General features: G+C 43.0%; 4 protein-coding genes. All 4 read left to right on the top strand.

The window, feature by feature from the left end; genetic code table 11:
- Positions 1-206 precede the first annotated feature (206 nt).
- A complete protein-coding gene (locus tag F6K20_RS28220; RefSeq protein WP_287251646.1) occupies positions 207-1,895 on the top strand; it encodes a glycosyltransferase family 39 protein in 1,689 nt (562 codons plus the stop codon).
- Positions 1,874-2,017, top strand: a complete 144-nt coding sequence (locus F6K20_RS28225; protein ID WP_165691865.1) for a hypothetical protein — start codon at positions 1,874-1,876, stop codon at positions 2,015-2,017. Before F6K20_RS28220 ends, F6K20_RS28225 begins: the two co-directional genes overlap by 22 nt.
- A gap of 154 nt (positions 2,018-2,171) precedes the next feature.
- The gene (locus F6K20_RS28230; protein WP_071102962.1) at positions 2,172-2,918 is read left to right on the top strand and encodes a sulfotransferase family 2 domain-containing protein; all 747 of its coding nucleotides are present in this window, start codon (positions 2,172-2,174) and stop codon (positions 2,916-2,918) included.
- 82 nt (positions 2,919-3,000) lie between these two features.
- Positions 3,001-3,844: CoB--CoM heterodisulfide reductase iron-sulfur subunit B family protein (locus tag F6K20_RS28235; protein ID WP_287296886.1), on the top strand; the 844-nt coding region annotated here is incomplete at its 3' end.

Here is a 3,844-nt window from a genome sequence, read left to right on the forward strand (position 1 = left end):
GGCGAGTGACGCAAAAATAATGATAACCGGTTGACTGTTGACTGTTGACTGTTGACTGTTGACCGTCAACAGCACAAGGTTTAGGGAGTCGGGAGCGGTGCGACCCGTGGCGAATTTAATTCGCCAACGGAAAGCGCACCGAGGGAGTCGCGGTAAGAAAATTGAATGTACTTCATAACAATGAATATCATCTATGGTAAACCTATATGGTAAACAAATTGCAGCAAACTCGTAGATTTACATCAACTTGGTTAGGGCTTTTAATTATTATCCTGTTGATGCTAGGAATAGTGTTTCGATTCGTAAATATTGACAAAAAAAACTACTGGATTGATGAAACCTTTACCTCGCTACGGATTTCTGGTTATCGATTGTCAGACATGATACCAGAAATTTCCAATGGGGATGCGATCGCTATTAAAGAATTACATAAGTATCAGCAGACAAATCCGGAAAAAACTTTGATTGGTACGATTAAGGGATTGGCGTTTGAAGAACCTCAACATCCCCCATTCTATTACGTGATGGCGCGATTTTGGGGGCAGTTATTTGGGAATTCAGTAGCAGTGAGGAGAAGTTTTTCAGCTCTGATTAGCTTGCTGATGTTTCCTGCTATCTATTGGTTATGTCAAGAATTATTCGAGTCGTCCTTGGTGGGATGGGTAGCTATGGCCTTAGTTGCCGTTTCTCCCTTTCAGGTATTGTATGCCCAAGCAGCAAGACAGTATGGCTTATGGGGCGTAACTATTTTGCTATCAAGTGCAGCACTGTTACGGGCAATACGCTTAACCAAACCAAGAAACACCACCAGTAAGATTAGAGACATCCTACACTTTATCTCTACCTGGGGAATTTACGCCCTCACGTTAGTGACAGGATTTTATACCTTTTTATTTTCTATCTTAGTAGCCATCAGCCATGGCATCTATGTACTGGTAACAGAACGGTTCCGCTTCAGTAAAATTATTGTTTACTATGGGCTATCATCGTTAATGGCTTTGATGGTATTTGTCCCTTGGTTACTGGTTTCTAACAGTAACCTTTCTAAGGTATCCAGCAAAACCAAATGGGCACTCAAAGAAGTTCCCTTATCATCATTAGCCCAAACCTGGCTGATTAATATTAATCGGAGTTTCTTTGATCTCAACCAAGGCTTAAATTTCCCCAGCGTAGTGGTCTCTGTAATAATCTTAATCCTAGTCGGCTATGCCATTTACTTTCTCTGTCGTCATAGTCCCAAACGAGTTAGTCTATTCATCTTGACATTAATTGGAGTTACCGCCTTAGCCCTAGTGCTACCGGATTTAATTTCCGGAGGCAAGCGTTCTAGCGTAACTCGCTATCTAATTCCCTGTTATCTTGGTATTCAGCTAGCAGTTGCTTACCTATTTACTAACAAAATAACTAACAAAGTAACTAGTATTTTTCAGGGAGTATGGCAACAGAAGCTATGGCGACTCGGAATGATTTTGCTACTGTCTGGTGGAATTCTATCCTGTGTGATCAGTTCTCAAGCAGAATTTTGGTGGAACAAGTATACTAGTGCTAACCATACCCAGGTAGCAGCAATCATTAACCAGGCTGACCAACCCCTCTTGCTGACAAAAAGTCTGGAAGTGATCTCCCTGTCTTACCTTCTCGACTCCAAAGTGAAGTTTTCTTGGTTAAGCGACAAATCCGTAAAGATGCCTAATGGCGAAAAAAGCAAACAGTTAATCATCCCCGAAAATACCGATGAATTCAGTGATTTATTTTTATATAATCCATCTAAGGAATTGCGAGAAAAATTCGAAAAACAATACAACTATAAATCAGAACTTATTGGCAAATGGAACCATAAACTTGAACCAACCTACGAAATTAAAACGTTTCTGTGGAAACTAGTAAAGCAATAAACTTAAGCATTCAGCTATCAGCCGTCAGCTATCAGCCGTCAGCCGTCAGCCGTCAGCCGTCAGCCGTTGGCCTTTGGCCACGCTACTTGAGGTGCCGTCAGCTAAGAGCTCACACTACTTGAGGTGCTGCGCAAACAGTAGCCTGACCACAGGCCCAAAGCTGATAGCTGAATGCTGATAGCTGAATGCTGATAGCTGAATGCTGATAGCTGAATGCTGAATGCTGATAGCTTACGTCTTGTTTATAATAATCCCTAGAATAACAGGAGCTTGCTCATGGCAATGATTTGCCGTAAATACGGCTTACTCTACCTGATGGCACCGCGAACTGGTTGCACAGCAGTAGAAGATGTCCTCGAAAAAAAGCTAGAAGGTGAACTAGTCCCCCCCCAAGACATCCTAGACGCCAACGGAAAATTTTTGATGCACAGAAGACATCATTCTCTACGAGAGATGTTCAGACGCAATCTTTTGACAGAAAAAGAGGCAGCATCTTATCTAAAATTTAGTTGTATTCGCAACCCTTTTGACAGTTTAGCTTCCGACTATGTAAAAAGAGCCTCAAAATACCAACACTTTATCGCTGACTCCACGTCATGGGTTCACCGTCTACCGGGTTATATAGAAGACATGGAATTTTGCAAAACCCATTCATTTAATGATTGGATTGAGAAACACTATGGCTCTATTTACGGCAATGGACTGAAACGAACCCTTCAATCCCTGGTTCGGAATACTAATCGAAACCGACTTAAACAGTTTGTAGGTCTTCCCGCTGAACCGTATACACTCTATGGAAGTTATACCAAAGGTATGGATAGTGTAATGCGTTTTGAAACCCTTCAGGATGATTTTGACAGAGTCCTGGATAAAGCTGGAGTGCCCTTCAAAGTGCAAATACCAGTGATCAACAAAACCGAAGAAAGAAAGAAAAACTATCGAGAGTACTATAATGAGCGATCGCGAAAAATTGTCCAGTACGTTTTTCACGAAGAACTAAAGCGCTACGGTTACGAATTTTGAACAAGCTAGTAACGGTTAGGGCATCAGCTGTTACCCTTGAGCTGATCTCTAACCGCTTTAAGGCGATTAAGTATAAATTACTATGCCATCTGCTACGCTCAAATATGCCTATTTTCCCGGCTGTGTTGCTCAAGGAGCCTGTGGAGAACTATACCAATCTACGTCAGCTTTAACCCAAGCGCTAGGTATTGAACTGATTGAGTTGAAAAAAGCTGCTTGTTGTGGTTCTGGTACCTTCAAAGAAGATTCCCAACTCCTAGAAGACACTGTTAACGCTCGCAATATCGCCCTAGCTGAGGAGCTGAATCTACCCCTGTTAACCCATTGCAGCACCTGTCAGGGAGTAATTGGTCATGTAGATGAGCGTTTAAAGGAATTCCAAGAGACCGACACAGCTTATGTGGAAAAAGTCAATGGCTTGCTGAAAAAAGAAGGCTGTTCTCCTTACAAAGGCACTACGGAAGTCAAGCATTTACTGTGGGCATTGGTGGCAGATTACGGCATGGAAGCCCTAGCCGCACAGGTGAGTCGTAAGCTAACTGGACTCAAATGTGCTGCATTCTATGGTTGTTATTTGCTGCGAGCTCAGACATCAATCCCCTACGATGACCCAGTGCATCCAGAATCCATGGAAACTGTATTTCGCACTGTAGGAGCAACACCTGTATATTACCGAGGTCGTACTCAATGTTGTGGTTGGCCAATTTCTAGTTATGCCACAGAACAATCCTTCAAGATGGCAGGGAGGCATATTCAGGAAGCCTTGGATGCTGGTGCCGACTGCATGGTGACCCCTTGTCCGTTGTGTCATCTTAATCTGGACTCCCGTCAACCGGAGGTAGAAAAGGTGATTGGGCGTCAGTTCAGGTTACCAGTATTGCATTTACCCCAGTTAGTTGCCCTAGCGCTAGGGCAACTAACTGGGA

The sequence above is a fragment of the Moorena sp. SIO2C4 genome (assembly GCF_010672485.1).
Lineage (GTDB): Bacteria > Cyanobacteriota > Cyanobacteriia > Cyanobacteriales > Coleofasciculaceae > Moorena > Moorena producens.

What these genes read in the sequence shown, in the direction of transcription:
- F6K20_RS28230 (WP_071102962.1), top strand. Translation starts at nt 2,172, where the DNA reads ATGGCAATGATTTGCCGTAAATACGGCTTACTCTACCTGATGGCACCG.
- F6K20_RS28220 (WP_287251646.1), top strand. Translation starts at nt 207, where the DNA reads ATGGTAAACAAATTGCAGCAAACTCGTAGATTTACATCAACTTGGTTA.